The organism is Pseudonocardia sp. (assembly GCF_035305885.1).
In the GTDB taxonomy this organism is placed as follows: Bacteria; Actinomycetota; Actinomycetes; order Mycobacteriales; family Pseudonocardiaceae; genus Pseudonocardia.
On record NZ_DATGOP010000115.1, the window covers coordinates 123962 to 149892 of the forward strand.

At 74.6% G+C, this 25931-nt stretch carries 28 protein-coding genes and 1 pseudogene; 13 read left to right on the forward strand and 16 right to left on the reverse strand.

Annotated elements, in window-relative coordinates; genetic code table 11:
- Positions 1 to 485: 485 nt before the first annotated feature.
- Positions 486 to 1154 (forward strand): TrmH family RNA methyltransferase, encoded by a 669-nt coding sequence (locus tag VKZ81_RS25180; RefSeq protein ID WP_324244153.1) that lies wholly within the window; start codon positions 486 to 488, stop codon positions 1152 to 1154.
- 19 nt (positions 1155 to 1173) lie between these two features.
- Here the strand turns inward: VKZ81_RS25180 and VKZ81_RS25185 are convergent, their stop codons facing one another.
- Positions 1174 to 1581: a DUF4262 domain-containing protein gene (locus tag VKZ81_RS25185; protein ID WP_324244154.1), complete on the reverse strand. Its 408-nt coding sequence runs from the start codon at positions 1579 to 1581 to the stop codon at positions 1174 to 1176.
- Between the two features lie 71 nt (positions 1582 to 1652).
- Here VKZ81_RS25185 and VKZ81_RS25190 point away from each other — a divergent pair, with 71 nt between their 5' ends.
- Both VKZ81_RS25190 and VKZ81_RS25195 read left to right on the forward strand, forming a co-directional pair.
- Positions 1653 to 2345: an HAD family hydrolase gene (locus VKZ81_RS25190; protein WP_324244155.1), complete on the forward strand. Its 693-nt coding sequence runs from the start codon at positions 1653 to 1655 to the stop codon at positions 2343 to 2345.
- Entirely contained in the window at positions 2345 to 2800 is a 456-nt protein-coding gene (locus VKZ81_RS25195) for an NUDIX hydrolase (RefSeq protein ID WP_324244156.1), read from the forward strand. The genes VKZ81_RS25190 and VKZ81_RS25195 overlap by 1 nt, the downstream gene beginning before the upstream one ends.
- Here the strand turns inward: VKZ81_RS25195 and VKZ81_RS25200 are convergent.
- Together VKZ81_RS25200 and VKZ81_RS25205 are read right to left on the reverse strand one after the other, a co-directional pair.
- Positions 2760 to 3398: a DJ-1/PfpI family protein gene (locus VKZ81_RS25200; RefSeq protein ID WP_324244157.1), complete on the reverse strand. Its 639-nt coding sequence runs from the start codon at positions 3396 to 3398 to the stop codon at positions 2760 to 2762. The two genes, VKZ81_RS25195 and VKZ81_RS25200, sit on opposite strands and share 41 nt — an antisense overlap.
- A 13-nt stretch (positions 3399 to 3411) precedes the next feature.
- Positions 3412 to 4383 carry a GlxA family transcriptional regulator gene (locus VKZ81_RS25205; RefSeq protein WP_324244158.1) on the reverse strand — a complete coding sequence of 324 codons (972 nt, stop codon included), beginning with the start codon at positions 4381 to 4383 and terminating at the stop codon, positions 3412 to 3414.
- 78 nt (positions 4384 to 4461) lie between these two features.
- Between VKZ81_RS25205 and VKZ81_RS25210 the strand changes: the two genes are divergently transcribed.
- On the forward strand, positions 4462 to 5526 hold the full coding sequence (locus VKZ81_RS25210) for a glycoside hydrolase family 76 protein (RefSeq protein ID WP_324244159.1): 1065 nt from the start codon (positions 4462 to 4464) through the stop codon (positions 5524 to 5526).
- A gap of 161 nt (positions 5527 to 5687) precedes the next feature.
- On the opposite strand, the gene VKZ81_RS25215 is transcribed toward VKZ81_RS25210, so the two are convergent.
- Genes VKZ81_RS25215 through VKZ81_RS25230 form a run of 4 tightly spaced genes read right to left on the reverse strand, consistent with a single transcriptional unit; the run spans position 5688 to position 7942 of the window.
- Positions 5688 to 6380, reverse strand: a complete 693-nt coding sequence (locus VKZ81_RS25215; protein ID WP_324244160.1) for a DedA family protein — start codon at positions 6378 to 6380, stop codon at positions 5688 to 5690.
- A gap of 51 nt (positions 6381 to 6431) precedes the next feature.
- Complete coding sequence (locus VKZ81_RS25220; RefSeq protein WP_324244161.1) at positions 6432 to 7073, reverse strand: DedA family protein; 642 nt, start codon at positions 7071 to 7073, stop codon at positions 6432 to 6434.
- 18 nt (positions 7074 to 7091) lie between these two features.
- Entirely contained in the window at positions 7092 to 7319 is a 228-nt protein-coding gene (locus VKZ81_RS25225; protein ID WP_324244162.1) for a hypothetical protein, read from the reverse strand.
- A 23-nt stretch (positions 7320 to 7342) separates the two neighbouring features.
- Positions 7343 to 7942 carry a SigE family RNA polymerase sigma factor gene (locus tag VKZ81_RS25230; RefSeq protein WP_324244163.1) on the reverse strand — a complete coding sequence of 200 codons (600 nt, stop codon included), beginning with the start codon at positions 7940 to 7942 and terminating at the stop codon, positions 7343 to 7345.
- Positions 7943 to 8013: 71 nt separating this feature from the next.
- On the opposite strand from VKZ81_RS25230, the gene fbaA reads away from it, so the two are divergent.
- From fbaA to VKZ81_RS25250, 4 genes are all read left to right on the forward strand, one after another.
- Positions 8014 to 9045 carry a class II fructose-bisphosphate aldolase gene (fbaA, locus tag VKZ81_RS25235; RefSeq protein ID WP_324244164.1) on the forward strand — a complete coding sequence of 344 codons (1032 nt, stop codon included), beginning with the start codon at positions 8014 to 8016 and terminating at the stop codon, positions 9043 to 9045.
- Entirely contained in the window at positions 9042 to 9455 is a 414-nt protein-coding gene (locus VKZ81_RS25240) for a DUF3151 domain-containing protein (RefSeq protein WP_324244165.1), read from the forward strand. The genes fbaA and VKZ81_RS25240 overlap by 4 nt, the downstream gene beginning before the upstream one ends.
- 4 nt (positions 9456 to 9459) lie before the next feature.
- On the forward strand, positions 9460 to 10569 hold the full coding sequence (locus VKZ81_RS25245; RefSeq protein ID WP_324244166.1) for an FUSC family protein: 1110 nt from the start codon (positions 9460 to 9462) through the stop codon (positions 10567 to 10569).
- 91 nt (positions 10570 to 10660) lie between these two features.
- Positions 10661 to 11323 carry a lysophospholipid acyltransferase family protein gene (locus VKZ81_RS25250; protein WP_324244167.1) on the forward strand — a complete coding sequence of 221 codons (663 nt, stop codon included), beginning with the start codon at positions 10661 to 10663 and terminating at the stop codon, positions 11321 to 11323.
- On the opposite strand, the gene VKZ81_RS25255 is transcribed toward VKZ81_RS25250, so the two are convergent.
- Both VKZ81_RS25255 and VKZ81_RS25260 read right to left on the reverse strand, forming a co-directional pair.
- Positions 11320 to 12765, reverse strand: coding sequence for an NCS1 family nucleobase:cation symporter-1 (locus VKZ81_RS25255; RefSeq protein ID WP_324244168.1), 1446 nt, complete (start codon positions 12763 to 12765; stop codon positions 11320 to 11322). The two genes, VKZ81_RS25250 and VKZ81_RS25255, sit on opposite strands and share 4 nt — an antisense overlap.
- Positions 12766 to 12884: 119 nt before the next feature.
- The gene (locus VKZ81_RS25260) at positions 12885 to 13640 is read right to left on the reverse strand and encodes an aspartate/glutamate racemase family protein (RefSeq protein ID WP_324244169.1); all 756 of its coding nucleotides are present in this window, start codon (positions 13638 to 13640) and stop codon (positions 12885 to 12887) included.
- 72 nt (positions 13641 to 13712) lie between these two features.
- Here VKZ81_RS25260 and VKZ81_RS25265 point away from each other — a divergent pair, with 72 nt between their 5' ends.
- Positions 13713 to 14960 (forward strand): glycosyltransferase, encoded by a 1248-nt coding sequence (locus VKZ81_RS25265; RefSeq protein WP_324244170.1) that lies wholly within the window; start codon positions 13713 to 13715, stop codon positions 14958 to 14960.
- On the opposite strand, the gene VKZ81_RS25270 is transcribed toward VKZ81_RS25265, so the two are convergent.
- The 7 genes from VKZ81_RS25270 to VKZ81_RS25300 are packed head-to-tail and all read right to left on the reverse strand — an operon-like array spanning position 14957 to position 20234.
- Positions 14957 to 15721, reverse strand: coding sequence for a GntR family transcriptional regulator (locus tag VKZ81_RS25270; RefSeq protein ID WP_324244171.1), 765 nt, complete (start codon positions 15719 to 15721; stop codon positions 14957 to 14959). The two genes, VKZ81_RS25265 and VKZ81_RS25270, sit on opposite strands and share 4 nt — an antisense overlap.
- Positions 15722 to 15725: 4 nt before the next feature.
- A complete protein-coding gene (locus VKZ81_RS25275) occupies positions 15726 to 16505 on the reverse strand; it encodes an urease accessory protein UreD (RefSeq protein WP_324244353.1) in 780 nt (259 codons plus the stop codon).
- Positions 16505 to 17212, reverse strand: coding sequence for an urease accessory protein UreG (gene ureG / locus VKZ81_RS25280; protein ID WP_324244172.1), 708 nt, complete (start codon positions 17210 to 17212; stop codon positions 16505 to 16507). The genes VKZ81_RS25275 and ureG overlap by 1 nt, the downstream gene beginning before the upstream one ends.
- On the reverse strand, positions 17202 to 17879 hold the full coding sequence (locus VKZ81_RS25285) for an urease accessory protein UreF (protein WP_324244173.1): 678 nt from the start codon (positions 17877 to 17879) through the stop codon (positions 17202 to 17204). Before VKZ81_RS25285 ends, ureG begins: the two co-directional genes overlap by 11 nt.
- On the reverse strand, positions 17879 to 19594 hold the full coding sequence (locus VKZ81_RS25290; RefSeq protein ID WP_324244174.1) for an urease subunit alpha: 1716 nt from the start codon (positions 19592 to 19594) through the stop codon (positions 17879 to 17881). Before VKZ81_RS25290 ends, VKZ81_RS25285 begins: the two co-directional genes overlap by 1 nt.
- A complete protein-coding gene (locus tag VKZ81_RS25295) occupies positions 19591 to 19932 on the reverse strand; it encodes an urease subunit beta (RefSeq protein WP_324244175.1) in 342 nt (113 codons plus the stop codon). The genes VKZ81_RS25290 and VKZ81_RS25295 overlap by 4 nt, the downstream gene beginning before the upstream one ends.
- Entirely contained in the window at positions 19932 to 20234 is a 303-nt protein-coding gene (locus VKZ81_RS25300) for an urease subunit gamma (RefSeq protein WP_324244176.1), read from the reverse strand. Before VKZ81_RS25300 ends, VKZ81_RS25295 begins: the two co-directional genes overlap by 1 nt.
- Positions 20235 to 20518: 284 nt before the next feature.
- Here VKZ81_RS25300 and VKZ81_RS25305 point away from each other — a divergent pair, with 284 nt between their 5' ends.
- The 4 genes and pseudogenes from VKZ81_RS25305 (at position 20519) to VKZ81_RS25320 (ending at position 25921) form a co-directional block, all read left to right on the forward strand.
- Positions 20519 to 21094 (forward strand): hypothetical protein, encoded by a 576-nt coding sequence (locus VKZ81_RS25305; RefSeq protein ID WP_324244177.1) that lies wholly within the window; start codon positions 20519 to 20521, stop codon positions 21092 to 21094.
- 449 nt (positions 21095 to 21543) lie between these two features.
- Positions 21544 to 21600 (forward strand): annotated as a pseudogene (locus tag VKZ81_RS25310) (hypothetical protein); the annotation flags it as partial.
- A 62-nt stretch (positions 21601 to 21662) separates the two neighbouring features.
- Positions 21663 to 21821 carry a nitroreductase/quinone reductase family protein gene (locus VKZ81_RS25315; protein ID WP_324244178.1) on the forward strand — a complete coding sequence of 53 codons (159 nt, stop codon included), beginning with the start codon at positions 21663 to 21665 and terminating at the stop codon, positions 21819 to 21821.
- Positions 21822 to 21862: 41 nt separating this feature from the next.
- Positions 21863 to 25921, forward strand: a complete 4059-nt coding sequence (locus VKZ81_RS25320) for a serine protease (protein ID WP_324244179.1) — start codon at positions 21863 to 21865, stop codon at positions 25919 to 25921.
- Positions 25922 to 25931 lie beyond the last annotated feature (10 nt).

Consider the following 25931-nt stretch of genomic DNA (forward strand, 5'->3'; position numbering starts at 1 on the left):
CGGTGACGGTAGGAGGTGCCGCCGCGTCCTGGTTGCGAAGCTGAGAGTGCCTTGGGCCGGAAGCGGCTGCCGGCGCGACGAATGGCGTCCGATTGCGCCATCTGCCGTAATGCTTGGACCGAACGCGATGTATCGCCTTCAGGCAGTGACCGCTCATCCTTGCGATCCGGAGCCAATCTGCCGCTCGTCGACGGCCCCGTACCGCACGATGACGTCACTCAGCGCGAACGTGCGCGGCGAGTCGCCGGACGGGTCGGTGACCGGGCGAATCGTGATCGTCCTGAGACGAACCGCATCGAGCGCTGCTCGGCGCATCCCCAGGCCGCGAGCATGCCACGGGCCGGAAGATCACGAGATGATCACAGTACGGATCGCGACCGTAACCCGCGCCGCGGCCGCGGCGGCGGGGTGGACAACGCCGCCTGGAGTGGTCTGCTGGGTTCCCCGGGGCCGCCCTCGCCGGGTGGCGGGGCATCATCGGGCGCATGGAGGTGGAGGCCGAGGCGGCCGGGCCCAGCGAGTGGACCGTGGCGGGCCAGGTGGGCGTCGGTCCGTGGCCGGGCGGACGCGCGGCGTGGCCGCGCGACGACCGGTACGACCCCGAGTTGCTCGAGCACGGCGACTCGCGCAACGTCGTGGACGCGTACCGGTACTGGCGCCGCGAGGCGGTGGCCGCCGACCTCGCCCGCCGGGCCCACCCCTTCCACGTGGCGATCGAGAACTTCGGCCACGACCACAACATCGGCACGGTGGTGCGCACCGCCAACGCCTTCGCCGCAGCGGGCGTGCACATCATCGGCCGCAGGCGCTGGAACCGGCGCGGGGCGATGGTGACCGACCGCTACCTGCGGGTGCACCACCACGACGACGTCGCGGGCCTCGCCGCGTTCGCCGCCGACCACGGCCTCGCGGTGGTGGCCGTGGACAACACGCAGGGCGCGGTGCGGATCGAGACGTGCGAGCTGCCGCGGCACTGCGTGCTGCTGTTCGGGCAGGAGGGTCCGGGGATCACGGCGGAGGGGCGCGAGGTCGCCGCGCTGACCGTCTCCATCGCCCAGTTCGGCTCCACCCGCTCGATCAACGCGGGCGTGGCCGCCGGCATCGCGATGCACACGTGGATCCGCCAGCACGCCGACCTCGACGCCGCCTGGTGACCCCGGCGGGCCCGCTCGGTCAGGCGGGCGCCAGCTCGTCGGCGGGCACCACGAGCAGCGCGGGCACCGGTGGCGCGCCGGGCGCGCGGTAGAGGTCGTTGGCGGCGAACAGCCAGTCGGCCGACTCCGGGAACGTGAGCAGGTGGACGTCCCCGCTGCGCAGCCGGACCCGCTCGCCCGCGGCGAGCGTGCGGCCGCGGCGGACCAGCTCGCCGAGGTCGTTGAGCACCCTGGCCGCGATCGCGGGAGCGGTGGCGAAGAGGATGAGCTCGGGGTGGCCGAAGCCGGACAGGCCGACCGTGTAGACGTACGGCGGCCCGTCCTCGTCGCCCGGCATCGGTTGCAGCGCCCAGCCGTGGCGACGGATCGTGTCGCGTTGCCAGGCGCCGTACTGGTCGGCCTGGTGGGTGGATGCGATGGGCTCCATGTGTCGAACATACATTCGAACACCGACGAAATCAGTCAGGCGCGCGGCGCGTGATCCGTAGGCTCGCAGGCGTGCCGACCGACCGCCAGACGCTGCTGTTCGACGCGGACGACACGCTGTGGGAGAACAACGTCCGCTTCGAGCGGGTCATCGACGCCTACCTCGACTGGCTGGCCCACCCCACGCTCGACCGCGCGGCCACCCGCGCCGTGCTGGACGAGGTGGAGCGCGCCAACGTCGCCGTGCACGGCTACGGCACCGCGAGCTTCCTGCGCAGCCTGCACGACTGCTTCGAGCGGCTCAGCGAGCGGCCGGTCGGCCCAGCGGAGGCTCGGGAGATCGAGCAGCTCGCGGCGGCGCTCGTGGCCGACGAGGTCGAGCTGGTGCCGGGGGTCGCGGAGACCCTCGCCGAGCTCGGCAGCCGGCACGAGCTGATGCTGCTCACGAAGGGCGACCCGGCCGAGCAGCAGCGCAAGATCGACGCGTCGAACCTCGCCCACCACTTCGCGAGCGTGCACATCGTGGCCGAGAAGGACGTGCGCACCTACCGGTCGCTCGTCGCCGAGCGGGGCCTCGTCCCGCAGGCGACGTGGATGATCGGCAACTCCCCGCGCTCGGACATCCTCCCGGCCAGGGCGGCCGGGCTGAACGCGGTGTTCATCCCGAACCCGCACACCTGGGTGCTGGAGCACGACGAGCTCGACCCCGCCGACCGCGGGGTCCTGCACCTGGAGCACTTCCGCGCCCTGACGGAGCACTTCTGATGGCCGTCGACCCGCGGGTGGACCCGGCCGTCTCGGTCGTGTTCGTCTGCCACGACGGCCGCGGCCGGGTGCTGCTGGCCCGCCGCGGCGCGGGCGCCCGCGACGAGCCCGGCACGTGGGACACCGGCGCGGGCGCGCTCGAACACGGCGAGTCGTTCGCCGACGCCGTGCGCCGGGAGGTGCGCGAGGAGTACGCGGCCTCCCCGCAGGACGTCGAGACGATCGGCGTCCGCAACGTCCTGCGGGGCGGCTCGCACTGGGTGGCCGTCGTCAACGCCGTGCGCGTGGACCCGGCGGCCGTGGCGATCGGGGAGCCGCACGAGTTCGACGAGCTGGGCTGGTTCGACCTCTCCGGACTGCCCGCGCCGCTGCACTCGCAGCTGCCCGCCACCCTCGAGCTGTTCCGCGGGTGGCTCAGGGGCGGGCCTTCGCGTACTCGCCCACCCGCTCCATGACGGCGGCGCCCACCTTGCCCGGGTGGCCTGCGTCGAACGGCGGCTGCGGGTCGTACTCGATGTAGACCTGCGTGGCCTGGGCCGCGACGTCGTCGACGAGGAGCGAGACGAGCTGGATCGCCATGTCGATGCCCGCGGACACCCCCGCTGCGGTGATGATCCGCCGGTCCGGGTGGGTGACCACGCGCTCCTGCACCGGGACCGCGCCGAACCGGCGCAGGTGCTCCGCGAAGCCCCAGTGGCAGGTGGCGGTCAGCCCGTTCAGCAGCCCGGCGGCGGCGAGGGCGAGCGAGCCGCTGCAGACCGAGGTCGTGAAGCGGGTGCCGGGGTGCACGGCGCGCAGCCAGTCCAGGTACGGGCCGCCGCCGAGCAGGTCCGCCGTCCCGATCCCGCCGGGCACCACCACGACGTCCGGCGCGGGCACCTCGTCGAACGAGGCGTCGACGGTGAGCCCGAGGAACCCGTTGTCGGTGCGGACCTCACCGCGGTTCTCCCCGGTGAACACGACGTCCAGCTCGGGCACGCGCTGCAGCACCTCGTAGGGGCCGACCGCGTCCAGCGCGGTGACGCGGGGGAACAGGGCGATGGCGACCAGCACGGTCGGCTCCTCTCTAGCGCACCGCGAAGCGGCGGCGGTAGTGGTCGGGCGGTACGCCGAGGCGGCGCAGGAAGGCGCGGCGCATGGTCTCGGCCGATCCGAAGCCCGCGCGGGCGGCGGCGACCGTGACGAGCACCGGTTCGGTCTCGAGCAGGCGGCGGGCCACCTCGACGCGCACCCGCTCGACGTAGTCGCCCGGCGGGCAGCCGATGGCGCGGGTGAACTCCCGGCTGAAGTGCCGTTCGCTCATCCCGACGCGGGAGGCGAGCACGCCGACGCGCAGGTCGGCGGTGGGGTCGGCGTGGATGAGGTCCTGGGCCTCCCGCACGGCGGGCCGGCGCGCGGGCGGCGTCCACACCGGGCCCGCGAACTGGCTCTGCCCGCCCGGCCTGCGCAGGAACACCACCAGGTGGCGGGCCACCAGCTGCGCGACCTCGGCGCCGTGGTCGGCCTCCACGAGCGCGAGCGCGAGGTCGATCCCCGCGGTCACGCCCGCCGACGTCCAGACCCGGCCCTGCCGCAGGTAGATGGCGTCGGGCCTTACGTCGACCGCCGGGTGGGCGCGCGCGAGCTCGCCCGCGTAGTGCCAGTGGGTGGTGGCGCACAACCCGTCCAGGAGCCCGGCCGCGGCGAGCGCGAAGGAGCCGGTGCACACCGACACCACGCGCTCGGCCCGGTCCGCGGCCCGGCGCAGCCACCGGACGAACGGGTCGTCCGCGGTCAGGCCGACGGTGCCCTCGCCGCCCGGCACGAGCAGCGTCCCGATCGCGCCCGACTCGGGCAGCGCCGCGTCGGCCACCAGCTGCATGCCGCTGTGCCCCCGCACCGGCCCCGGCCGCTCCGCCACCAGCGACACGCGGTAGCCGTCGCCGGTCCCCCGCCGCTCGACCAGGCGCCCGGCGCCGGTGAGCACCTCGTGCGGCCCGGCCACGTCGAGCGGCTGCACGCCGTCGAACAGCGGGATCAGGACCTCGTGGGCGGGCACGGCTCCAGACTCGTCCGGCCCGATCTTGGCGTCAACGACGTGGATCCCTCGCTTTCGGACATCCGGCAGACTGGCCAGATGGCTGCCGGGGACGTGGACTGGAGGGAGCGGGCGGGCGTCGCCGAGCGCGCTGTCGTCCGCCGGCACCTGCGCCGCATCGGCGGTGTGCTGCCCGGGACGCGGATCGGCCGCGTGCGCTGGCCCCGCCGCCGGCCCACCTGGCCGGTGCCGTGGCACTACTGGTGGCAGGCCCATCTGCTCGACTGCCTGATCGACGCGCAGCTGCGGGCGCCGAACCGGTCGCGGGCCAAGGCGATCGCGGCGTTCGCCCGCAGCGTGCGGCTGCGCAACGGCGGCTCGTGGCTCAACCGGTACTACGACGACATCGCCTGGTTGGGCCTCGCGCTGCAGCGCGGGGGCACGCTCGTCGGGCGGTCCGGGCCGTCGGCGCTGCCCCGCATCCTGGGCCGGCTGCACGACGGGTGGACCGAGCACGGTGGCGGTGGGATCTGGTGGCGCCGCGACGACGACTTCAAGGCCGCCCCGGCCAACGGGCCTGCGGCCATCCTGCTCGCCCGCGACGGCCAGGTCGAGTTCGCCGCGGCCATCACCGACTGGATGGCCGAGACGCTCGTCGACCCCGACACCGGCCTGGTCCGCGACGGGGTGCGCGTCGCGCCCGACGGCTCCGTGCGCGCCGTCGAGCCGTACGTCTACACCTACAACCAGGGCGTCTACCTGGGTGCGTGCGTCGAGCTCGCCGCCCGTGACGGCCACCAGCGCTGGACCGACCGCGCGCTGGCCGTCGTCGACGCGGTGCGGCAGCGGCTCGCCGGGCCCGACGGGGTGCTGCCCGGTTCCGGCGGAGGCGACGGCGGGCTCTTCGCCGGCATCACCGCTCGCTACCTCGCCGACGCCGCCCTGCGCCTGCCCGAGCTCGCCGACGCCGCCCGCGAGCTGGTCTTCGCCAACGCCGAGGCCGTGTGGAAGGGGCGGGCCGAGATCCACGGCGGGCCGGTCTTCTCGGCGCAGTGGCGGGACCCGGCGCCGGAGCCGCGGCCCGGGCTGGCGGAGGCGGACCTGTCGGTGCAGCTGTCCGGCTGGATGCTCCTGGAGGCCGCCGCCCGGCTGCAGGAGGCGTGAGGCGAGGGACTCGGCCCAGGCACCCCACCCGGAGCGCGACTCGCCGGCACCGAGAGCGCGACTCGCCAGCACCGAGAGCGCGACTCGCCGGCACCGACAGCGCGACTCGCGTGCGCCGGGACCGCGACTCGCGCGCATCCAGGGCGCGACTCGCCGACGGGTCAGGCCGCGTCGCGCAGGTCCTCGCGCTCGTCCTCGGGGTGGGCGGCGGTCTCGTCCACCGGCTTGCGCACGTCCTGCACGTAGCGGTAGACGCCGAAGCCGCTGCCGACGACGAAGAACCCGACGGCGAGGATCGTGGCCGCCTCCTTGAGCCACGGGAACGTCTCGAGCAGGCCGGCGCCGTAGTAGCCGAGCATGATCAGGGTGGGCACCCACATCAGCGCGCCGACGGCGTTGGCCACGATGTAGCGGCGGTTGTCCATGCGGGCGGCGCCCGCGATCATCGGTGCGAGCGTGCGCACCCAGGGCAGCCAGCGGGCCACCACGATCGCCCAGAAGCCCCAGCGGTCGAAGAACGCGGCGGCCCGTTCGAGGTTGGCGCGGTTGAGGATGCGGCCCTCCCGCCGGGCGAGCATGCGGGTGCCCGCGAAGCGGCCGACCAGGTACCCCACCTGGTTGCCCGCGACCGCGACCCCGGCGGCGACGAACCCGAGGGTCCATGCGCTTGCCTCGTGCGCGCCGTGGGCGAGCACCACGCCCGCGGCCAGCAGGAGGGAGTCACCGGGCAGGAACATCCCGATGATGAACGCGCACTCCAGGAAGACGAAGGCGAGGACGACGGTCCACACCGTGACCGGCCCGGCCTGGTCGAACGGCCCGGCCAGGGCGAGCAGCGGTGCGACGGCGGTCACGGGACTCCAGGGTAGGGGCTCGAAGGAGCCTCGCGGCCCGCTCGCGCGGCGTTACGCCGCCTGCCTGCCCGGCCTGCGCCGCGCGCGCACGAGCTCGACGACGATCGGCAGCACCGAGATCGCGACGATGAGGATGAGGATCAGCTCGATGTTCTCGCGCACGAAGTCGAACTGGCCGAGCCAGAACCCGAGGGCGGTCACGCCCGCCGCCCACGCGACGCCGCCGATGAGCGAGTAGGTGAAGTAGCGGCGCGGGTCCATCCGCCCCACGCCCGCCATCACCGTGATGAACGTGCGCACGATCGGAACGAAGCGGGCGAGCACGATGGCGCGGTTGCCGTACTTGTCGAAGAACGCCTTGGTCTTCGCGACGTGCGCGGGCTTGAACAGCCGCGACTGCGGCTTGTCGAAGATCGCCGGCCCCGCCACGTAGCCGACCCAGTACCCGGTGGCGTTCCCGACGAAGGCCGCCACCACGAGGATGGCGCACACCAGCCAGAGCGGGGTGTCGATCGCGCCGCGCGCGACGAACAGGCCCGCGGTGAACAGCAGCGAGTCACCGGGCAGGAAGAAGCCGAGCAGCAGGCCGCACTCGGCGAAGATGATCAGGGCGAGTCCGACGAGCGCCCACGGCCCGAGCCACGAGATGATCGTGTCGGGCTGCAGCCACTCGGGGCCGAGTGCGAGCGTCACGCCAGCAGACGGTACCGGTCACCCGAGCGGGGGCAGCACTCCCGGGGCCAGGAGGGACACCAGCGCGAGCAGCGTGCCCAGCGCGACGCCCCCGAGCAGGGCGAGCACGAGGGCACCCCGCGCGCTCGCGCGGGGCCGCACCGGCGCGCGGGGCGCAGGCCGCACGGCGCTCCGGCCGGCTGCGCCGCTCGCCCTGGCCTGGAGCGCTTCGGCGAGCCGCCGTTCGGACTCGTCGGTCGCGGTCACGCGACCATCGTGCCGTACCGGCGTCAGGTGCGCGAACCCATGACCCGGGCGACGGCGTCCAGCGCGCGGCTGGCGGTCGACTTGACGGTGCCGCGGCTGATGCCGGTGGCCTCGGCGATCTCGGCCTCGGAGAGCCCGCCGTAGTAGCGCAGCACCAGGACCTCGCGCTGCCGGGGCGGCAGGGTGGCGAGCGCGTCGACCACGGCCTGGTGCTCGGCGGACAGCATCGCGAGCGACTCGGCCGAGCGGGCGTTGACCTGGTGCGGGGGCACGTAGTCGCGCGCGGTGCGCCTGCGCCGCAGCACCGAGCGCGAGCCGTTCACCACCGCCGTGCGCAGGTAGCCGACCGCGGCCGCCTCGTCGCGCAGGCTGGACCAGTTGCGGTGCAGCCCGGCGAACGCCTCCTGCACCACGTCCTCCGCGGTGCTCGGGTCGTCGACGAGCAGCAGGGCCAGGCGGACCATCCGCATGCGGTGGTCGCGGTAGAGATCGGAGATCGTGAGCGGCGCGCCGGGCCGATGGGCATGCTCCGGCCGCGCGTCGAGGCGTCGCAGGCGCGACAGCGTGGCCTCGACGGCGTTTCCCCCGCCATCCCGCAGCACCCCGTAGAGCCTAGTCGTCACCGCCGGGACGGACGTCGAGCGGGCCGTGCGGGATACTGCTGGCGAAAGCCGCGAGTCGAGGAGGGTCAGCCGTGCCGATCGCCACCCCCGAGATCTACAACGAGATGCTGGACAAGGCCAAGAGCGGCGAGTACGCGTACCCGGCCATCAACGTCACGAGCTCGGAGACCCTGAACGCCGCGCTGCGCGGCTTCGCCGAGGCGGAGAGCGACGGCATCATCCAGATCTCCACCGGGGGCGCGGAGTTCCTCTCCGGTGGCAAGGTCAAGGACATGGTCACCGGCGCCGTCGCGCTGGCCGAGTTCGCGCACGTCGTCGCGAAGAAGTACCCGATCCACGTCGCGCTGCACACCGACCACTGCCCCAAGGACAAGCTCGACACCTACGTCCGCCCCCTGATCGCCATCAGCCAGGAGCGGGTCGACCGGGGCGAGAACCCGCTGTTCCAGTCGCACATGTGGGACGGGTCGGCCACCGAGCTGCACGAGAACCTGCGGATCGCCGCCGAGCTGCTCGACAGCGCGGTCAAGGCGAAGATCATCCTCGAGGTCGAGATCGGCGTCGTCGGCGGTGAGGAGGACGGCATCGCCAACGACATCAACGAGAAGCTCTACACCGCCCCCGGCGACTACGAGGCCACGGTCGAGGCGCTCGGCGGTGGCGAGAAGGGCCGCTACCTGCTCGCGGCCACCTTCGGCAACGTGCACGGCGTCTACAAGCCGGGCAACGTGAAGCTCCGCCCGGAGATCCTCAAGACCGGCCAGCAGGTGGCCGCGGCGAAGCTGGGGCTGCCCGAGGGGTCGAAGCCGCTCGACCTGGTCTTCCACGGCGGGTCCGGCTCGCTGCTCGAGGAGATCCACGAGGCCGTGAGCTACGGGGTGGTGAAGATGAACATCGACACCGACACCCAGTACGCGTTCACGCGCCCGATCGCGGGCCACATGTTCACCAACTACGACGGCGTGCTGAAGGTCGACGGCGAGGTCGGCAACAAGAAGGCCTACGACCCGCGCTCGTACATGAAGCTCGCCGAGGCCTCCATGGCCGAGCGGGTGAAGCTGGCCTGCGAGCACCTCAAGTCGACGGGCACCACCCTTCGATGACCGTCCACCGCAACCTGCTCGAGCCCGAGCCCACGCTGCTCCCGGTCGACCCGGCCGCCGCCGAGCTCGACCGGGGCACGCCCGCCCCCGAGGTGGCCGCGGCCCACCCGGCGTCGAGCCTCGCCTGGGCCGTGCTCGCCGAGGAGGCGCTCGCCCGCGGCGAGACGATCGTCGGGTACGCCTACGCCCGCACCGGCTACCACCGCGGGCTCGACCAGCTGCGCCGCTCCGGCTGGAAGGGCAGCGGCCCGGTGCCGTGGTCGCACGAGCCCAACCGCGGGTTCCTGCGGGCGCTGGGCGCCCTCCAGAAGGCCGCCGCGGCCATCGGGGAGACCGACGAGGCGGAGCGCTGCCGGGTCTTCCTCGCCGACTCCGACCCGGAGGCGGCCACCGCGCTCGGCCTCGGCTGAGGCGATGCCCTCGGCGATCGGGGTGCGCCGCCGGCTCGTGGCCGGGACCCGCAGGTTGCAGGTGTCGGCGCTGCCGATCGCGCAGTGCGCCGTGGCCGCGGGCGTCGCGTGGTTCGTGGCGAACGACGTGGTCGGGCACGTCGCCCCGTTCTTCGCCCCGATCGCCGCGGTGATCAGCCTCGGCGTGTCGCTGGGCAGCAGGTTGCGCCGGGTGGCCGAGCTGGTCGTCGGCGTGAGCCTCGGCGTGCTCGTGGGCGACCTGCTGATCTCGGTCATCGGCAGCGGGGCGTGGCAGATCACGCTCGTCGTCGCGCTGGCCATGGCCGTGGCCGTGTTCACCGACGGGGCGACGCTGCTGGTCGCGCAGGCCGGGGCGTCCGCGGTGCTCGTGGCCACGCTCCTGCCACCGGGCGGGGCCGGCGGGTTCGACCGCTGCATCGACGCGCTGGTCGGCGGGACGGTCGGCCTGCTCGTCGCGGCGGTGCTGCCCGCCGACCCGGTCGGCCCGGTGCGGCGGCAGGCCCGCGCGCTGCTCGACGAGCTCGCGGCCGTGCTCGTCCGCACCGCGGAGGCCATGCGGAAACGCGACCCCGCCGCCGCCTCCGCGGCCCTGGCCAGGGCGCGGGCCAGCCAGCCGCTGATCGACGAGCTGCGCGGCGCGCTGCGGGGCGGCCACGAGGTCACCCGGTTCTCCCCGCTGCTGCGCCCTCGCCGCCGCGAGCTCGCCCGGTTCGCCGAGCTCGCCGAGCGCGCCGACTACGCGATGCGCAACGCGCGGGTGCTGGTGCGCCGCACCTACACGGCGCTCTGCGACGACGAGCCCGCTGCGTCCCAGCTCGCGGACGTGCTGAGCGAGCTGGCGGGCGCGGTGCGCATCCTCACCGCGCAGCTGGGCCGCGACGGGAACCGGGAGCTGGCCCGCGAACCGGTGCTCGATGTCGTGCGCCACGCGCGGGCGCTGGCCCGCACGGTCACGCCCGGGCCGTCCGAGGCGGTCATCGTGGCGCAGGCGCGCTCGATCGCCCTCGACCTGCTGCAGGCCACCGGGATGTCCCGGTCGGAGGCCCTGGCCGCGATGCGCGGCGAGGGGAACGGTGAGGGGAACGGGGGCTGAGCCGACCGGCTCCGATGCGTCCGTCCGGGTGGTCGTACGGGCGGGTCGGTGCGATCGGGAACCAGCGGGCCGCGATCGACGTTCTCGGCGCGTGCATGTGCTGGTGCGCTGGTTCCTCGCCCCGCTCGCCCGGTTGATCTACCGCCCGGTCGTGCACGGTGCGGAGTTCGTGCCGCGCGAGGGGCCCGTGATCCTGGCGGCCAACCACAGGGCCGCCATCGACACCGCCGTGATCGCGCTGACGGCGGGTCGCCCCGTCTCCTTCCTCGGCAAGGCGGAGTACTTCACCGGCAAGGGCCTGCGCGGCCGCGCGCTGGCGGCGTTCCTGTCGGCGCTGGGCTACGTGCCCGTCGACCGCGCGAACGCGAAGGCGGGCCTCGCCGCACTGCACGCCGCGCGCAAGGTCCTCGACGCCGGGGGCGCGTTCGCGATCTACCCGGAGGGCACGCGGTCACGTGACGGCAAGCTGCACCGCGGGCACACCGGGGTGGCGAGCCTCGCGCTCTCCACCGGCGCCCCGGTCGTGCCGGTCGGGCTGATCGGCACCGAGCGGGTGCAGCCGGTGGGCAAGCTGATCCCCCGCCCGTACCGGGTGGTCGTCCGCTACGGGCAGCCGCTCGACTTCAGCCGGTACGAGGGCCTGGAGGGCTCGAGCGCCATCCGCCGCGCCGTCACCGACGAGGTGATGGACGCGATCGCCCGGCTGTCGCACCAGGAGTACGTCGACACCTACCACGAGCGGCCGGCCGCCTAGCGCCCCTTCAGCCGGGACAGCGCGAGGTAGCCGGCGAACGCGAGCCCGGCGCCGATGAACCAGCTGAACGCGGCCGCGTCGGCCGAGCCGATCAGCACCACGAGCATGGCCACGGTCGCGCCGACCGCGGTGGCCGCGATCGCCAGCGGGTTGTAGCCCTTCCGGTAGTGGTAGGTGCCGTCCGGGCTGAGCGTGTACAGGTCGTCCACCACGACCTGGCGCTTCTTCACCAGGTAGTAGTCGGCGATGAGCACGCCGTAGAGCGGACCGATGAAGGCGCCGAGCGTGTCGAGCGTGTAGTGGATGACCTCCGGGCTGGAGTAGAGGTTCCACGGGGTGATCAGGACCGAGCCGACGGCCGCGATCATGCCGCCTGCCCGCCAGCTGACCCGCTGCGGCGCGACGTTGGAGAAGTCGAACGCGGGCGAGACGAAGTTGGCGACGATGTTGATGCCGATCGTCGCGATCATGAACGTCAGCGCGCCGAGCACCACGGCGTAGGTGTTGTCCAGGCGCGCCACCGTCTCGACCGGGTCGGTGATCAGCTCGCCGAACACCGGCAGCGTCGCGGCCGTCGTGATGACGGTGAGCAGGGCGAAGGCCAGGAAGTTGATCGGGAGCCCGAGGAAGTTGCCGCGCTTGACGGCGGCGAAGGTGCGCCCGTAGCGGGCGAAGTCGCCGTAGTTGAGCATCGGGCCCGAGAAGTAGGACACCACCAGCGCGATCGCGGTGAGCATCACCGGGAGCGCGGCCCACCCGGTGATGGTGACGTCGACCAGGTTCAGGTCGATGGCGCCCCAGCCCGCCTCGGCCACGAGGTAGCCGGCGAGCAGGAACATCACCACGTAGACGGCGGGGCCGCAGAAGTCGATGAACTTGCGGATCGCCTCCATGCCGTTCCAGAAGACCGCCGCCTGCAGCACCCACATCGCGAGGAACGCGGCCCAACCGAGCAGGGAGAGCCCGGCGAACCCGTACGCCTCGGCCTCGGCGTACGGCGCGAGCCCCGGCCACAGCTTGAGCGCGACCACGACCAGCGACGCCGACGCGAGGTAGGTCTGGATGCCGTACCAGGCCACGGCGATGAGCCCGCGGATGATCGCCGGGATGTTCGCGCCCAGCACGCCGAACGCCACCCGGGAGATCACCGGGTACGGGGTGCCGGTGGCCTGGCTGGGCCGCGCCACGAGGTTGCACAGCACGTAGACGATGGAGATCCCGATCAAGAGGGCCACGAGCACCTGCCACGCGGCGAGCCCGAGCGCGAACAGGCTGCCCGCGGTGACGTAGCCGCCGACGCTGTGCACGTCGGACATCCAGAACGCGAAGAAGTTGTACGAGCCCCAGCGCTGGTGGCGCAGCGGGGCGAGGTCCTCATTGGTGAGCCGGTCGTCGTAGGGAGGGCGCACGTCCGCGTCGGAGTGGGTGAGGGAATCGGTCATCGCGCCTCCCGCAGCAGTGGTCTCGACATCGGCCGCAGTCGGACGCTAGGCGACGTACCGGCGCGTCAGCGGGCCTCACCGAGATTTTTCACGTCGTATTGCGCTGGAGGAAACAAAACTCAACTTATAATTGGCGGAGACACCTGGAAATCGCGCAGCAGGCCGGTGTAGGGCTTGGCGGGCGGGCGGGCGAACTCGCCACGGTCCCCGGTGCGCAGCCCCAGCGCCACCAGCATCTCCACGGTCCGGGTCGCGGCCGCCACCCCGTCCACGACCGGCACGCCGATCTCCGCGCTGATCTCCCTGCACAGCTCCGCCATGCCGGCGCAGCCCAGCACGATGGCGTCGGAGCCGTCCTCGGCCACGGCGCGCCTGCACTCGGCCAGCACGGCCTCCCGGGCGCCCGGCTCCTCGAGTTCGAGCACGCCGATCTCGCAGGCCCGCACGCGGCGGCAGAACCGGGCGAGACCGTAGTGCGTCGCGAGGTCCTCCGCGCGGCCCCGGGTGCGGTCGAGCGTGGTGACGACGCTGAACCCGCGGCCGAGGTAGGCGGCGGTGCGCATGGCGGCCTCGGCGATGCCGACCACCGGGCCGCGGGCCAGCTCGCGCGCGGCGTCGAGGCCGGGGTCGCCGAAGCAGGCGATCACGTAGCCGTCGGCGGACCCCTCCTGCTCCGCCCGGGCGATCTCGGCGAGCAGGCCGGGCACGGCGAGCGCCTCGTCGTAGTGGCTCTCGATCGAGGCCGGGCCCATCGACGGCGTCACCGCCCTGACCGTGGTGCCGGGGCCGGCGGCGGCCGCCGCGCAGGCCTCGATGGTGGCGGTCATCGACGCGGTGGTGTTGGGGTTGACGACGAGGATGCGTGCAGGGGCCACGTCCGCAACCTAGTGCGCCGTGCCCGCCGATGGGGTCGGCGCACGGAGTCTCCCCACCTCGAAAGCAGCGGAGTGCGCGTCCTCATCTGCGCCGTCGGGTCCCGCGGCGACGTCGTCCCGTTCACGGGTGTGGGCACCGCCCTGCGACAGGCCGGGCACACCGTCACGATCGCGGCGCACCCGTCGTACGCACCGCTGGTCACCGGGGCCGGCCTGCGGGCCCACCCGATGCCGGGCGACCTCGGGGTCCTGCTCGACCTGCCCGAGCGGTCCACCCCCGCCTACCAGGCGGGCCGGGTGCCGCGCCTGACCGAGCTGCTGTACGGCGCGGCGCGGGCGACGCTCGAGGCGGCGGCCGACGCCGACCTGCTGCTGGTGAACGGGTCGGCCCCGTTCGGCTACGACATCGCCGAGGCGCTCGGCATCCCCAGCGCGGGCCTGTTCAGCCAGCCCATGACGCCGACCAGCGCGTTCCCGCCGATCGTGCTGCACTCCGCGCGGTCGTGGGGGCCCCGAGGCAACCGGCTGCTCGGCGAGGTCGGCCTGCGCAGCATGATCCCGTTCCACCGGGCGACGGCGCGGCTGCGCCGGGACCTGGGGCTGCCGCGCCGCTCCGCGGGCGCCACCGCCGCGCGCCAGGCCCGCGAGGGGTGGCCGATCCTGCACGGCTACAGCCCCGCGGTGCTGCCCCGCCCCGCCGACTGGCGTCCCGGGCTCGAGGTGGTCGGCTACTGGTGGCCCGCCCCGGTGCCGTGGGAGCCGCCCGGCCGGCTCGTCGACTTCCTCGCCGCGGGCCCGCCCCCGGTCCTGGTCGGCTTCGGCAGCATGGCCGGTGGCCACGGCGCCCGGCTGCTGCCGCTCGTCCTGGCGGCGCTGCGCGCGGCCGGCGTCCGGGGGATCCTCCAGGCCGGCCGCGCGGGGCTCGGGGCCGACGGTCCCGACCTCGGCCCCGACGTCATCGCGATCGGGGACGCCCCGCACGAGTGGCTGCTGCCGCGGGTGGCCGCGGTCGTGCACCACGCGGGGGCGGGCACCACCGGTTCGACGCTGCGGGCGGGCGTGCCGTCCGTGCCCACCCCGGTGTTCGCCGACCAGCCGCTGTGGTCGAAGCGGCTCGTCGAGCTGGGGTGCGCGCCCGCGGTGATCCCGTTCCGCCGGTTGAGCGGGGAGCGCCTGGCCGCAGCGGTGCGCGAGGTGCTGCAGCCGCGCTACCGCGACGCCGCGCAGGCGATGGCCCGGCGGCTCGCGGACGAGGACGGCACGCGCGCGGTGGTCGAGCTGGTGGACCGGATCTCGGCGAGCCGGGCCGCCAACCCCTAGCCGAGCCCCGGCTCGGCGTCTGCCCCGGTGGTGTGGGCGGAGACCGTGCGGCGCAGGTGCGCGTGGTGGGCCGCGGCCCGCTCGCGCAGCGCCTCGGCGTCGCCGACCACGAAGGCGGCCAGCATCTGCTCGTGCTCGGCGTGCAGGGCGCGCCGTTCCGCGAGCGGCGTGTGCGCCATCGGCTGGTAGGGCTCGGTGAGGTTCCACGCCGACTCGAGCATCGCCTGCAGCCGGTGCATGCCGGCCGGGGCGACGAGCGCGAGGTGGAACCGGCGGCTCTCCCGGTTGTAGCGCCGCCCGTCGCCGTCCTCGATCGCGGCGGCCAGCTCGGCGTGGGCGGCCACGGCCCGTGCGTGGTCGTCCGGCCCCGCCTTCTCGACCGCCGCGGCCAGCGCCGCCTGCTCCAGCACCCCGCGCACGACGTACAGCTCGTCGAGCTCGGCGGGGGTCAGGCGGGCCACCGTGTAGCCGCCGCGCCGGCGGTGCTCCACCAGGCCCTCGCCGACCAGCGTCTTGAGCGCCTCCCGCACCGGGATCACGCTGACCTCGAACAGCGCGGCGACCTCGTCGCAGGGGATGGCGAGCCCGGGAGGGGCGTCGCCGGCGAGGATCACCCGGCGCAGCTCGTCGAGCACCGCCTCCGGCGCGCCCGTGCGGCGGGAGCGCGCGAGCTCGGCGACGAACGCCGCCGTGACGTCCGCGTCCGCCGCGCCGCGCCGGGTGTCGTCGGGTGCCCGGCGCCGAGACCCGTGACCGGTCATCGCTTCACCGTACGGCCGCGGTCGAGCCGAGCACCCCGGCCGACCAGCCCGGGTGGGCGGCGACGGCCTCGGCGAGCGCCCGTTGCGTGGAGATCGCGTCGTCGCCGACCGCGGTGGCCAGGCCGCCGCGCCCGGCCAGCGGGGTGAGCGACCACCACTCGCCCGCCACCGCCGCGGCGGGGTCCTCGCCCCACACGAGCACCTCCGTGCCCAGCACGCGGCGCCCGGCCAGGTGCGCCGCCGACGCCATGAGCCCGTGGTCGCCGAGCTCCTGCTCCTGCACGAGCAGCGGGCGCGCCCCGTCCGTCACGCGCACGAGCCCGTGGAACCGCCCGGACGGCTCCCCGCTGCGGCCCGCCACCAGCACCTCCCGGCACCGCAGGCGCGCGCCCTCGCCCAGCTCGGCGTGCAGCTCGCCGCGGTGGTCGGCCCGCTGCGTCACGACCGTGGGTTCGGGGAGGAACTGCAGGCCGCCACCGTCGCCGACCGTGAGCCGGACCACGAGGCGGCTCGGCCTGCCCGCCTGGCCGGGCAGGGCGAGGGTCGCGGCCACCCCGGTCAGCACGAGGTCGGCGCCCGGCCCCACCTCGACGTCGAGGAGGACGTCGTCGCCGCCGAGCGGGCTGGTCGCCGACCCGACCAGGTGCACGGTGGCGACGGGGGAGGCGGTGGCCGCGGCACCCCGCTGCGGCAGCAACGCCAGCGGCGCCTGCGAACGCAGCTCCCGAACGACGCTGCGCCCGTCCGCACCCCGCTCGACGACGACGCGGGCCGTCGCCCGCATCAGGCTGCCGCGCGTACCGACGCGACCTGCGAGATCACCCACGCCGCGACGTCGGTCGCGGCCGGGTCGCCGACCAGCGACTGCGCGATCACCGGCAGCTCCCCGCGCATCCGGTGCGCGTCGGCGGTCATGACCTCCAGGTCCGCGCCGACGAGCGGGGCGAGGTCGATCTTGTTGATGACGAGCAGGTCGGCGGTGGTGACGCCGGGGCCGCCCTTGCGCGGCACCTTGTCGCCGCCGGCCACGTCCACGACGAAGATCTGCCGGTCCACGAGCCCGCGGCTGAACACCGCGGTGAGGTTGTCGCCGCCGCTCTCGACGAGCACCAGGTCGAGGCCGGGGAACCGCTCCTCGAGCAGCTCGATCGCGTCGAGGTTCGCGGTGATGTCGTCGCGGATCGCCGTGTGCGGGCAGCAGCCCGTCTGCACCGCCTCGATCCGCTCGGGGGGAAGCACCGCGTTGCGGCGCAGGAAGTCGGCGTCCTCGGTGGTGTAGATGTCGTTGGTCACCACGGCGAGGTCGAACCGGTCGCCCAGGCTGCGGGCCAGCGCCGCGACCAGCGCCGTCTTGCCGCTGCCGACCGGGCCGCCGACGCCGATGCGCACCGCGCGGCCCCGCGGCGCGCTGGGGGCGTGCCGATCGGGCTCGGATTCGGTGGGGTCGAAGCTGATCAGGTGGCCGTGACCGTGGCCGTGACTAGCTGACAAAGAGACGCACCTGCTCTCCGTGGTGGTGGACGTGGGCCTGGGCCATGAGGTCGAGCACCGGTGCCCCGGGCGAGGGCAGCCGGTCGGGCGTGCGCTGCACGACGGCCTCGGCGACCACCGCGTCGAGCGCGGGCCGCAGCGCGACCACCTCGGCGTTGACCGCGAACGGGTCCAACCCGAGCAGCCGCACCGCCGCCGACGCGGGCCCGCTCACGGCGAGGTAGGCCGCGCACTGCGCGGCGTCCGCAGGCCCCCCGCCGTCGATCCCGACCACGGCCCCGACCAGCAGCGGGTGGTGCGGTCGCGGGTGCGCGGCCGCCAGCGCGTCGAGCACCGGGGACGGCCAGGCGGCGCGCGCGGCGCGCAGCGCGGCCCGGCCCTGCGCGCGGGAGGCGTCGCGCTGGGCGGCCGACGGGGTGCGGGCGTCGAGCTCGGCGTCCAGCGCCGGCCACGGCGCCCCGTGGCCGCGCGCCGTCGCGACGGCCGCCGCCGCGAACGCCGCGGCCACGAGGCCCGCCGTCCGCAGCCGCCCGTGGAGGAACGCGCCGAGGTCGGCGACGCCGGTGACGAGGCCGCGCGCCACCGCCTCCTCGAGCCCGCCGGAGTGCACGTGCCCGCCGCCGGGGAAGCGGGCGTCGGCGAGGGCGAGGGCGGCGAGCGAGGCCATCAGAACAGGAAGTAGCGCTGCGCCATCGGCAGTTCGGACACCGGGGCCGGCTCGACCAGCTCGCCGTCGATGCGCACGGCGAACGAGTCCGGGTCGACCTCGACCTGCGGGGTGGCGTCGTTGGCGACCATGTCGGCCTTGGCCACCGAGCGGGTGTTCGTGACCGCGACCGCGGGCTTGGTGAGCCGCAGGTGGTCCAGCCCCGCGTCGAGCGCGGCGGCGGCGACGAAGTTCCGGCTGGTCTCCGCCGCGACGAGCGGAGCGGCCCCGAACATCGGGCGCGGCACCACCGGCTGCGGGGTGGGGATCGACGCGTTGGCGTCGCCCATCTGCGCCCACGCGATGAACCCGCCCTTGAGCACCAGCTCCGGCCGGACCCCGAAGAACTTCGGCTCCCACAGCACCAGGTCGGCGAGCTTGCCGACCTCGACCGAGCCGATCTCGTCGGCCATGCCGTGCGCGATCGCCGGGTTGATCGTGTACTTCGCGATGTAGCGCCGGGCGCGCAGGTTGTCGGCCCGCCCGTCCCCCGGCAGCGCGCCGCGCGCGGCCTTCATGACGTGCGCGGTCTGCCAGGTCCGCACGATCACCTCGCCGATGCGGCCCATGGCCTGCGAGTCCGAGCTCATCATCGAGATCGCGCCCATGTCGTGCAGGACGTCCTCGGCCGCGATCGTGCTGGGCCGGATCCGGCTCTCGGCGAACGCGAGGTCCTCGGGCACGCCCGGGTTGAGGTGGTGGCAGACCATGAGCATGTCGAGGTGCTCGTCGATCGTGTTCACCGTGTGCGGGCGCGTCGGGTTGGTCGAGGACGGCAGCACGTTCGCCTGCGCGACGACCTCGATGATGTCCGGGGCGTGCCCGCCGCCCGCGCCCTCGGTGTGGAAGGCGTTGATCGAGCGGCCGCCGATCGCCTCCAGGGTGGAGGAGAGGAAGCCCGCCTCGTTGAGCGTGTCGGTGTGGATCGCCACCTGGACGCCCGAGTCGTCGGCGACGCGCAGGCAGGCGTCGATGGCGGCCGGGGTGGTGCCCCAGTCCTCGTGCAGCTTGAACCCGCCCGCGCCGGCCCGCAGCTGCTCCCACAGCGCGTCGGCGCTGGTGGTGTTGCCCTTGCCCATCAGCAGCACGTTGACGGGCAGGTGGTCGAGCGCCTGCAGCATCCGGCCGATGGCGCGCGGCCCGGGCGTCACCGTGGTGGCCTTGGTGCCCTCGGCGGGGCCGGTGCCGCCGCCGGCGAGCGTGGTGAGGCCCGCCGCGAGCGCGGTGTCGACCAGGCCGGGGGTGATGAAGTGGACGTGGCAGTCGATTCCCCCAGCGGTGAGGATCTTGCCGTTCCCGGCGATGACCTCGGTGGACGGGCCGATGACCAGCGCCTCGTCGACGCCGTCCATGGTGTCGGGGTTGCCCGCCTTGCCGATGCCGACGATCCGGCCGTCGCGGATGCCGACATCGGCCTTGATCACGCCCCAGTGGTCGAGGACGACCGCCCCGGTGATCACCAGGTCGGGGGCGCCCTCCGCGCTCGTGCGCGTCGACTGGCCCATCGACTCGCGGATCACCTTCCCGCCGCCGAACAGCACCTCGTCGCCGGACGCGGGTCCGCGGCTGCGGTCCTCGGTGACCTCGATCAGCAGGTTGGTGTCGGCCAGCCGGATGCGGTCGCCGACCGTGGGGCCGAACAGGTCGATGTAGCGGGAGCGCTCGATGGACGTCACCGGGGTCCCCTCTCGTCGAGCGCACCCGAGTACTCGAGGCGCAGGCCGGGCACCCGGCGGGCGCCGGCCAGCGGCACCAGCACGACCTCCCGCTCCACGCCCGGTTCGAACCGCACGGAGGTCCCGGCGGGGATGTCGAGGTGGCGGCCCCACGCGGCCGCGCGGTCGAACTCGAGGCCGGGGTTGACCGCGGCGAAGTGGAAGTGCGAGCCGACCTGCACCGGCCGGTCGGCCGCGTTGCTGACCGTGATCGTGATGCGGTCCCGGCCGGGGTTGAGGGGCACCGCCCCCTCGCCCGGGATGACCTCGCCGGGGCCGCCCGCCGCTGCGCCCGCCATCAGACGATCGGGCTGTGGACGGTGACGAGCTTGGTGCCGTCCGGGAAGGTGGCCTCGACCTGCACCGAGTCGAGCATCTCCGCCACGCCGTCGAGCACGTCGTCCCTGCTCAGCACTTTTCGTCCGCTCGACATGAGCTCGTTGACCGTGCGCCCGTCGCGGGCGCCTTCCAGCACGTGCTCGGTGATCAGCGCGACCGCCTCGGGGTAGTTCATCCGCAGCCCGCGCGCCTTGCGGGCCCGCGCGACGTCGGCCGCGACGTGGACGAGCAGCTTGTCGCGCTCCTGGGGGCTCAGGTGCATGAGGTCATCCTCATCGCGGTTTGTTACTCGTATGCTGCGAACGTGTTTCCGCGGTGAGTGCGGTGACGCATCGCATCCGGCCGAGGCGAGCGACGATCGCCCGATCGTGAGAAGGTGCGCCGATGAGCGAGCCGACGCAGTGGGGCCCGCCACGTCCCGGTGCGGGTCATCGACCGACAGCGCCGTACCCGACCGCTCCCCGTCCGTCGGGCCACTGGCAAGCCGCCCCGCCCCCGCCGCCGCCCGACCCGACGGCGTTCCAGCCCACCACTCCGATCCCGACCGTGCGCGCGGGTGTGCCACGCGGCGGCCCCGTCGACGACGTCTACGGCGACTACCCGGAGCCGGACCACCGCGATCGGGACTACGCCGAGCGGGACTACCCCGAGCGGCCGCGCAGGCGCGGCCAGGTGTTCTCCAGCCTGGTGCTGCTCATGGCGCTGGCCGTCTCGGCGCTGCTGTACTACCTGACGTACCAGGCCCTCGCCTCGGTCCACCTCACCTCCGGCGAGGCGCTCGCCGGGGCCGGCGGCCAGGTGGTCGGCCTCGGCACGGCGCTGTTCGGTGCGCTGGTGGTGTTCCTGCTCGCCGTGATCGCGTTCGTGGTGGCCCGCCCCAAGACGCTCGCCGGGCTCGGGCTGGCCGCGTCGATGCTGCTGCCGGTCGCCGCGCTCGTGCTCGGGCTCTGGTACGGCGGCGCGGTGTTGCGGCAGAACGTCGAGAGCGACCTCGCCCAGGCCGGCCCGGAGATCGCGGCGCAGGGCGCGGCCGAGGTGGCCGACGCCGTCATCCGGGAGCTGGAGGAGCGCGGGATCGACGCGGGCCCGGTGCGCGACCTGATCAGGAGCGCGGTCGGGTAGTCGACGGGCCGTCCAGCCCGGAGGCCAGGAGGTCGAACGCCTCCCCGAGCAGGTCCGCGAGCGCCGCGCCCGGCCGGTCCGGCCCGCCACTCGCGCACCGCGGTCTCGAGCGCGCACAGCACGATGGTCGCCACCGGCTGCGGCCGTCCGTCGCGGGCGGGGTCGACGCCCATCCGGTCGGCGAGCTCGCGGCTGCGCTGCGCCCCCCGGTGCGGGGATGCCGCCTGCACGGCCGGGCTGCGCAGGACCAGGGCGCGGACGCCAGGCCCGGCGCCGCCCGCGTGGACGGTGTCGACGACGGCCCGGCGCAGCGCGTGAGCGCCGACTCCGCGGGCGGGCGCTCCTGCAGCGCCCGGGCCACCTCGGTGACCTGCTGGTCCAGCACCGGGACGGCGACGTCCTCCGTCGAGGCGACGTAGCGGAGGAACGTCCGCGGCGCGCCCGTCCTGCTGCTCGACCACGTCGGCCGCCGGACGGGCACCCCGCGCACCAACCCGCTGATCTACCTGGACGACGACCCGAACCTCGTCGTGGTGGCGTCCACGGGCGGCAGCGATCCGCACCCGGCGTGCCCGGTGGCGTGCGGCGCCGCGTGCGGCCGCGGGTCGCCGTGGGGGAGGAACGCGAGCGGCTGTGGGCCCGGCTCGTGCGGCTCTACCGCCCGTACGCGGCCTGCGCGGCCCGCATCGAGCGCGAGATCCCGGTGGCGGTCCTCGAACCGGCTTAGGCTGTCCGGTGATCGACCGGGGAAACCGTGCCGGGGGGCTCATGACGGTGCCGTCGACCAGCCAGGACCACACGCTCGCAGCGAGGGTGGCGGTGCGGGTGCTCACCCGCGGCGGCGAGGTGGTCGGCGGGGGCTTCCTCGTCGGCACGGACCTCGTCGCCACCTGCGCCCACGTGGTGGCGAGCGCCGCCGGCGCCGACCCGTACCGGCCGGAGCCGCCTGCGGATCCGGTCCTGCTGGACTTCCCGCTGCTGCCGGGCGCCCCGGTGCGGGCCGTGGTGCACCGGTGGCTGCCGATCGCCGAGGACGGCACCGGCGACATCGCCGTGCTGCGGCCGGTCGACCCGTTGCCGGACGGGGCCCGGGTGCCACCGCTGCGGCGGGTCGACCAGCTGTGGGACCACCCCTTCCGCGTGCTCGGGTTCCCCGAGGGCATGACCGACGGGGTCTGGACCACCGGCCGGATCCGCGGCGCGCAGGGCACGCGCTGGTTCCAGCTGCAGGCGGCGGTCGGCGACCAGCCCATCGTCGAGGGGTACAGCGGCGCGCCCGTGTGGCACGAGGAGACCGGTGCGGTCGTCGGCATGACGGTGGCGGCCGACCGCAGCGGCACGACCACCACGGCCTACCTCGTACCCGTCGACCAGGTGCTCGGCGCCGACCCGGAACTGCTCCCGTGCCCCTACCGCGGGCTGGAACCGTTCGGGGAGGAGCACACCGAGTTCTTCTTCGGCCGCGACGCCGAGGTCGAGGTCCTGGCCGCCGCCGTGGCGGACCACCCGCTGGTCGCCGTGGTGGGGCCCTCCGGTGTCGGGAAGTCCTCCCTGGTCGGGGCGGGCCTCGTGCCGCGGTTGCGGGCGTCGGGCGCCCGGATCGCGTGGCTCACCCCGATCCCCGGGCAACCGGTGGAGCCGGCGTTGGCCGCCGCGCTCGCGCCCGGGGGCGGGGACGGCGCGGACGTCGTGCTCGTCGTCGACCAGTTCGAGGAGCTCGCCGCCGCCCAGCCCGCCGCCGCCCGCGAGCTGCTCGAGCGGGTGGGCGAGCTGGTGACCGGGGGCGAACCGGCCGGCCGACGCGTCCGCGCCGTGCTGACGCTGCGCTCGGCCACCCTCGACGAGGTGGTCGTGCCGGAGCTCGCGGGCATGCTCGGCGCGGGCACGGTGCTCGTGCCCGCGATGCAGCGCGGCCAGCTGCGCGAGGCCGTCGTGGCGCCGGCCGAGCGGGCCCCCGGCCTGTCGTTCGAGCCCGGGCTGGTCGACCGGATCCTCGACGACGCCGCCGCCGAGCCGGGTGGGCTGCCGTTGCTGGAGTCGCTGCTCACCGAGCTGTGGTCGCGGCGCGACGGCGGCTACCTCACGATCCGCGCCTACGAGGAGGCGGGTGGGGTGGCCGGGGTCATCGCCACCCACGCCGAATCCGTGCTGGCCGGCTTCACCGACCCCGATGACGCCGATCGGCTGCGTCGCCTGCTCACCTCGCTCGCGGCCCCCGACCGGGAGGGCCGGTTCACCCGCACCTCGCTGCCGTGGGCCGACGTGGCCGCCGACCTGCGCCCGGTGGTGCACCGGCTCGCCGCGGGCCGGCTCGTGGTGATCTCCCGGTCGTCCACCGGCACCGAGCACGTCCAGCTCGCCCACCAGGCGCTGATCGAGCACTGGCCGCGGTTGCGCGGCTGGCTCACCGAGGACCGCGACTTCCTCGCCTGGCGCGCCCAGCTCGAGGGGCAGCGGGAGCGCTGGGAGGACACCGGGCGCGACGACGGTGCGCTGCTGCGCGGCACGCCGCTGTCGACCGCGCTGGACTGGGTGCCCAAGCGGTCGGCGGACATCTCCGCGGCCGGCCACGAGTACATCCGGCGCAGCCACGCCCGCCAGCGGCGCGAGGTCCGCCGCTGGCGGCTGGTCACCGCGCTGCTGGCCGTGCTCGTGCTGGCCGCGGGTTCGCTCGCCGTCGTCGCCGTCAACCGGGGCAACCGGGTCGACCAGCAACTGCGCCTCGCCAACGCTGAGCTGGTGGCCCAGGCCGCGCTCGCACAGGCTGGGGTCGACCCCCTCGTCGCCACCCGCCTCGCCCTCACCGCGTGGCACCTCGACCCGGCCAACGGCTCTGCTCGCACCGCCCTGGTCAACCAGTACCTCGCCATGCGGTCGGTGGAGGCGGTGATCCCGGACGTCTACGGCGGCGTCGTGAGCACGATCGTCGTGCCACCCGGCACCGACCGGGCGCTGGTGCGCAGCGGCGAGGGGCTGGCGGTGCTCGAGGGCGTGTCGACCGGCACGCCCGAGCGCTGGGAGGTGCCGCTCCCCGACGGGTACCGCACCGCGCGCTTCCTCGACGACGGCGCCACGGTCGTCGTCCTCGGCAAGACCGGCGACGTCCGGTACTGGGACGTCGTCACCCGCACCGCCCGGGAGCGCATCCGGTCGGGGATCGTCCCGCCCGACACCTACGACTTCCGCTCCCGGCTGAGCCCGTCCGGGGATCGGGTGGGGTGGATGAACCGCACGGGCCCCGGAACGTACGAGCTCGAGCTGCGCGACATCCGCACCGGTGCGGTGATCCCGCACGGGGTCGGGCCGATCGTGCACCCGGGTGGTGTTGAGCTGGAACTGCCGATCGACCCGGGCCTGGTGGTGCTCCAGGCGGGGGCCGGCGGCAACGAGCCGGGGCCGCTCAGCGTGCGATCGCTGGCCGACGGCGCCGAGGTCGCCGCCTACCCGCCCGGGAGCGTCACCGTCACGCCTACCGCCGGCACCGTGCTGAGCTGCGAGCAGGACGGGTCGGTCGCGGTGCTGCGCTCGCTGGCCGATGGCGCCGAGATCCGCCGGTTCCCCCTCGTCGGACGTTGCTCCGGACGGTTCCCGCTGCTGACCAGCGCCGACCAGGAGCACCTCCTCGAGATCACCGAGTCCACCCCGGACATCAGCAGTCGGACGGTGCGCGCCACCCGCCTCGCCGACGGGCGGGTGTACGGGCTGACGCTCCCGCCCGACACGCGCTATCCGTTCACCCCGGGTGTTGGCCTCCCCCTGGCGATCGTCGGGGACGACGCGTCCCCCGTCGCTGTGCTCGCGCACGGTGAGGTCCTGCTGCGGCTGCGCGCCCGGCCGGTCCCGGCGAACCCGGAGACGACCCTGTGGCCGGTGGACGACGGGCGCTACGCGGTGGCGTTCGACGGGAACCGGGCGGTCGCGCTCGACCGCGACCTGCGCCCGCTCGGGGTGGCGATCGGACCCGAGGCCGGGGTGGCCCCCGACGCAAGTGCGGACGTCGGCAGCGGGCTGGTCCTGGTGACGCCACCACCGCACGGCTGGAAGGTCGTCGATCTCGCGGTGCCGTCCCTCGACCCGTTGTCGGTGCACCCGATCCCGGTCCGCGACGGTTCGCGCAACCCGAGGGTCGAGATCGCGGACGACCGGATCGTGGTGATGGTCCAGAACACCCTCACGACGTGGGACCGCCGGACGGGCGAGCTGATGTTCGAACCCACGCGACTGCCGGACTCGACAGCATGGCAAAGCAGTGCGCTCGCGATCCGGCCGGGTCACCCCGACGAGGTCCTCGTGCTGACCGATACCGGGGCCGCCGTCTGGGACCTCCGGCGCCGCGAGCAGGTGGCCGACCTCCCTCGCACGGACGAGACGTTGCACCCGACCGGCGCCGCGTTCTCCCCCTCCGGGGACCGCGTCGTGCTCAAGACCGTCGGTGCGCACCTGGAGGTGCGCGACCTCGCCGACGGGCGGCCGGTCCGGCCGGCCTTCCCCGCGCCGGGGACGACGGTTCTCATGGGCGTCACCGAGGACGGCTACGTGCTGACCGTGCCGGACGCGCACTTCAACCGGCTGGTTTTCTGGGACCCGGAGCGTGGCGTGCAGAGCGGCACCATCACCCTGCCCGGGACCCACGGGGTGCAGAAGACCGTCGACGGCCGGCAGCTGCCGGTGACGGCGAGCCGCGGGGGTGTGCCGTTCCTGATGCCCCTCACCGCGCGGCAGTGGGCGGATCGGCTGTGCGGGCTCACCGACCAGCCCTTCACCGAGGCGGAGCGGGCGTTGCTGCCGCCGGGCGTGGCCTTCGACCACCCCTGCACGGCCGGCTGAGCGGTGGCGG

Excerpts from the sequence above, each read along its gene's own strand:
- VKZ81_RS25180 (WP_324244153.1), top strand. The coding sequence starts at position 486 with ATGGAGGTGGAGGCCGAGGCGGCCGGGCCCAGCGAGTGGACCGTGGCG.
- VKZ81_RS25185 (WP_324244154.1), bottom strand. The coding sequence starts at position 1,581 with ATGGAGCCCATCGCATCCACCCACCAGGCCGACCAGTACGGCGCCTGG.
- VKZ81_RS25195 (WP_324244156.1), top strand. The coding sequence starts at position 2,345 with ATGGCCGTCGACCCGCGGGTGGACCCGGCCGTCTCGGTCGTGTTCGTC.
- VKZ81_RS25210 (WP_324244159.1), top strand. The coding sequence starts at position 4,462 with ATGGCTGCCGGGGACGTGGACTGGAGGGAGCGGGCGGGCGTCGCCGAG.
- VKZ81_RS25240 (WP_324244165.1), top strand. The coding sequence starts at position 9,042 with ATGACCGTCCACCGCAACCTGCTCGAGCCCGAGCCCACGCTGCTCCCG.
- VKZ81_RS25245 (WP_324244166.1), top strand. The coding sequence starts at position 9,460 with ATGCCCTCGGCGATCGGGGTGCGCCGCCGGCTCGTGGCCGGGACCCGC.
- VKZ81_RS25255 (WP_324244168.1), bottom strand. The coding sequence starts at position 12,765 with ATGACCGATTCCCTCACCCACTCCGACGCGGACGTGCGCCCTCCCTAC.
- VKZ81_RS25270 (WP_324244171.1), bottom strand. The coding sequence starts at position 15,721 with ATGACCGGTCACGGGTCTCGGCGCCGGGCACCCGACGACACCCGGCGC.
- VKZ81_RS25275 (WP_324244353.1), bottom strand. The coding sequence starts at position 16,505 with ATGCGGGCGACGGCCCGCGTCGTCGTCGAGCGGGGTGCGGACGGGCGC.
- VKZ81_RS25285 (WP_324244173.1), bottom strand. The coding sequence starts at position 17,879 with ATGGCCTCGCTCGCCGCCCTCGCCCTCGCCGACGCCCGCTTCCCCGGC.
- VKZ81_RS25295 (WP_324244175.1), bottom strand. The coding sequence starts at position 19,932 with ATGGCGGGCGCAGCGGCGGGCGGCCCCGGCGAGGTCATCCCGGGCGAG.
- VKZ81_RS25300 (WP_324244176.1), bottom strand. The coding sequence starts at position 20,234 with ATGCACCTGAGCCCCCAGGAGCGCGACAAGCTGCTCGTCCACGTCGCG.
- VKZ81_RS25320 (WP_324244179.1), top strand. The coding sequence starts at position 21,863 with ATGACGGTGCCGTCGACCAGCCAGGACCACACGCTCGCAGCGAGGGTG.